Raw genomic sequence first — 3,897 nt, forward strand, 5'->3', positions numbered from 1 at the left:
AGTTGCACGCCGAAACACACCTTGGAGCCGTCGTTCCGGTTCAGGCGCATCAAGCAGGCCATCCCGAAAGGCGACGATAGGCCAGGGCGGCAAGAAGCAGGGTTCCCGCCATCAGGCAACCGAGAGCCACCAGCGCCTGGTGTTCGGCCGCTTCGCGCGGGACGGAGAGTACGAAGGCCGGAACGGCGTCGTAGGCGGCAAAGTCGAGCCGTGCGGGGCAGCCTTGACACACCGGGGCCGGATCGAGGGCTTGGGCGAGAATGCGAGGCTCGAAGAACGCACGCAGGTCCCGGCGATAAGCGGCGCCCGCCGCCAGGAAAGCGGAATGTCGCTCCGCATCGGTTCCTGCCGCCACCTCCAGCGCGCGTGCCAGGACGGTCGCGGGCGACAGGATCGCCAGTCTCCGGCTCCAGGCCGCCGCCGCCCGGGCATGGTCCTGCGCGGCATCCCGGTCGCTCGCCAGCGCTTCGTCATAGAACGCATCGCGAGCGAGGCGCTTGATCTCGGGCGCGTCCGCCAGCCCCGGTCGGCTCGAGACCTCCAGAACCTTGCCGGTCAGCCAAGCCGAAGTGATCCGTGCGCCTTCCTCCCCGGTATAGAAGCGGACCTGCGCCCGCCGGCTCGCGTCGATGGCCGCGATCCGCGAGGGTGTCGGTGCGAGGGCCTCGACTGCGAGGCCGAGCGTGCTCGGGAGGGCGACCGTGACGCAGGCCCAGGCCAGCACAAGGATCGCGAGAGCGGCGACGCCCCCGCGCCACAGGCTCGCCACCAGGGCGCAGGCCGCCACCCAGAAGGCGACGTAGGCGGAGAGCGCCGCCGCGAGCAGCGCCAGCGCGTCCTCCCATCCGTCGACCGCTCCGAGACCGCCCGAGACGACGAGCGCCAACGCCGTTCCGCCGAGCGTGGCCACGATGGCGATCAGGGCCACGGCCCCGAACTTCGCGCTCGCCACGCGACGCGGCCCGACGGGCTGCGAGGCGATCATGCGCAGGATGCCGCTGTCGTGCTCGGACGAGAGCCGCGTGCCGGCAAGCGCAATGACCACGAGCGGCACGAGGTAGACCAGCACGAAGGCGAGATCGAATGGGCCGAGCCTGAGCCGGGCCGTCGAGCCGGGCTCGTAGGCGGTGTCGTCGAAGACCGTGCTGAAGCCGAAGCTGGCCCGCATGATCGCGGGCTGCACGTCGGATTGACCGGCCGCGAACACAGCGAGTGGCGTCGGCGGCTTCACGGCGTAGGCGGCCATGAAGTAGGTCATGTAGCCGAAGGCGTCGGTCGGGTCCTGCCAGTAGTTCACCTTGATCGGCGAAGGCTTGGCGTAGCGCTCGTGGGCGGCCCTGGCGTCCCGCACGACCCGGTCGGTATCGGCGGCGGCCTCCGCCAGGGCAGCCCGCTCCATGGCGACGCGCCCGGCGCCCGTCCACGCCGCCAGGCAGAGAGACACGACGAGGGCGGCAAGGACCGCCCAGGTCAGGCGCTCGCGCAGGACCAAGCGCAACTCGGCGCCAAGGAGGAGGGCGAACCGTACGGTCTTCACGGCTTCAACCTCCGGACTAGGGGGCGGCACAGGAGCGCCGGCAGACCGAGCCAGAGGGCAAGGATGAGGGCCGGAACGCCTGCGTCGGCCAGCGCGCGCGCGAAAGGCAAGGGTTGGAGGACAAAGGGCGGGATCTCTTCCCAGAGATCCCGCCCGGCGACGAGGGTCGTCCCACCGCGCTGAGGATGGTCGCGGATCTCGGCGTTCATGCGTTCCGAAATCCCGCGCCGGTAGGCCTCCGCCGTCCAGACGAAGTGGGCGTGCTGGGCGAAATCGGTGCCGGCCAGCGTTTGCGAGAGGGCCTGGAGGGCGACCCGCGGCGACAGGAGGCCGGCCCAGGCCAAGGCCCTGTCCTGAGTCGCGATGCTGTCGAAGAACGCGCCGAGTTCGCGGTCGTAGACCGCAAAGTTGTGCGCCTCGTTCTCGGACATCATCAGCCCGCGGAGGTCCACGGGCAGTTCGCCGGGGTCGCCGACGCCGTAGCGGGCCAGCACCGAGCGGGTACGGGCATCGTTCGCCTCGGCGGTGCGATGGCTCCGAAAACCGGCCTCGATCCGCGCCCGGACCTCCCGGTAGGACAGGGCGGGCACGACGGCGTCGACGCCGACGACCGCGAGGCGGGGAGCCGCGACGCAGAGGAGGGCCCAGACCGCGAGCGCGGCCGCAAGCGCGCCGCGTGCCGTGCGGGCGACCAGCGAGACGAGCATCGCGAGCAGCAGGAACACGGCGGTGTAGGCGAGTTGTGCCGCGACCCAGGTCAGCAGTCGCGGAACGACCTGCCAGCCCGCATGGTCCTGGCTCATCACCGCGAGCGCGCCGATCCCGAAGAGGGGCAGGCCCGCCACGACGGCGAGCGCGGCGAAAAGGGCCGCGAACCGGCTCGCGAAGAGTTGGCCCGGCGGAACGCCGTTCCCGAGCGCGAGACGCAGCGTGCCACGCTCGCGGTCGGCCGCGAAGGCGGAGAAGCCCAGCAGGATGGCGGCGAGCGGCACCACGAGCTGGACGATGTCGGCGACGCTTCCGAAGCCGAACCTCGCGAGCGGTCCGGCATCCTGGATGGCGCGGTAGACCGCGTCGTTGAAGACGTGTGCCTCGACCCGTACCATCCGGCCCGTATAGGGCTCGGTACCGGGATCGAGGACGGCAAGCGGCGCGGAGGGACGGAACACCCAAAGGCCGAAATGGTCGGCCGAATGCGGGTTCTTGGCATCCTGGCCGAGCCAGCGCGCGCGCTCGGCGGCCGCGACCTGAGCGACCTCGCCGGCGTAGCGCGCGGAATCCCGCCAGGCGCCGAGGCCCGCCACCGTGAGGAGCAGGACGAGGACGGCACCGATCCAGCGAAGGCGCGCATCGCGGGCGGTGCGCGCGAGTTCGGCCGAGAGGCGCCTCACGCCGCGCTCCCCGCCAGCCGTTCGATGTAGAGCCGCTCCAGGCCGACGTGGTCGAGAGTTCTGGGGTCGATCTCCTCGACGATGCGGCCACGGCTCAGGACCCCGACTCGACTGGCCATCTCGCGCACCCGGTAGAGGTCGTGGGTCGCCATCAGGATGGCGGTGCCGCGCGTTGCCGCCGCCCGGACCGTGGTCGAGAAATCCGCGGCTGCGCTCGGATCGAGGCCGGAGGTGGGCTCGTCGAGGAGGAGGAGCCGGGCACGGCGCGCGAGCGCCACCGCGATGCCGACCTTCTGGCGCATGCCCTTGGAATAGGAGCCGGCGGGACGCGCGTGGGCAGTCTCGGCGAGACCGGCCTCGGCCAGGAGCGTGCGGGCGGTCGCCTTGCCCAGGTGGAGGCCGGCCAAGGTCGTGAAATAGCGCAGGTTCTCCACCCCGGAGAGGCCGGGATAGAGCGCCACCTGTTCGGGGATGTAGGCCACGTGCCGGCGGGCACCGACCGGGTCCGCGCCGGCATCGATTCCGCAGACCCGGACCGTCCCGGCATCCGCCTTCAGGAAGCCGAGGATCAGGTTGACCGTGGTGGTCTTGCCGGCACCGTTCGGTCCGAGCAGGGCGAACACCTCGCCGGGGCGGAGCGACAGGTCGAGGCCATCGAGGGCTCGGCGTACGCCGAAGCGCTTGCCCGCCCCCTGGATCTCCAGGACGAAGTCAGCCGCATGGGTCGTGACGTCAGCCATCAGAACCGCACCGAGATCGTGCCGGTGAAGCGCCGGGGCGCGCCGGGATAGACCCGGAAGGCGTTGTTCGAGCTCTCGTAGTATGTCGCGTCGAAGATGTTCTCGATGTTGAGGCCGAAGCGCAGGTTCTCGTAGCGATAGTAGGCGAGGGCATCGACCGCGATGTAGGCCGGGAGCACGAAGCCGGAGCCCGCCGCGTCTCCGGCGCGTTCGCCGACGCCGCGCACGC

At 71.1% G+C, this 3,897-nt stretch carries 3 protein-coding genes and 1 pseudogene; all 4 read right to left on the bottom strand.

The window, feature by feature from the left end; all coding sequences use genetic code 11:
• Positions 1-49: 49 nt before the first annotated feature.
• Entirely contained in the window at positions 50-1,537 is a 1,488-nt protein-coding gene (locus tag MFF30_RS25620) for an ABC transporter permease subunit (protein ID WP_238283069.1), read from the bottom strand.
• A complete protein-coding gene (locus MFF30_RS25625) occupies positions 1,534-2,928 on the bottom strand; it encodes a DUF3526 domain-containing protein (protein ID WP_238283070.1) in 1,395 nt (464 codons plus the stop codon). The genes MFF30_RS25620 and MFF30_RS25625 overlap by 4 nt, the downstream gene beginning before the upstream one ends.
• Positions 2,925-3,668 (bottom strand): ABC transporter ATP-binding protein, encoded by a 744-nt coding sequence (locus MFF30_RS25630; RefSeq protein ID WP_238283071.1) that lies wholly within the window; start codon positions 3,666-3,668, stop codon positions 2,925-2,927. Before MFF30_RS25630 ends, MFF30_RS25625 begins: the two co-directional genes overlap by 4 nt.
• A pseudogene (locus tag MFF30_RS25635) lies at positions 3,668-3,897 on the bottom strand (TonB-dependent receptor); the annotation flags it as partial. The gene MFF30_RS25630 and the pseudogene MFF30_RS25635, both read right to left, overlap by 1 nt.

Origin of the sequence: Methylobacterium goesingense (assembly GCF_022179225.1) — a bacterium.
GTDB lineage: Bacteria > Pseudomonadota > Alphaproteobacteria > Rhizobiales > Beijerinckiaceae > Methylobacterium > Methylobacterium goesingense.

What these genes read in the sequence shown, in the direction of transcription:
- MFF30_RS25630 (WP_238283071.1), bottom strand. Translation starts at nt 3,668, where the DNA reads ATGGCTGACGTCACGACCCATGCGGCTGACTTCGTCCTGGAGATCCAG.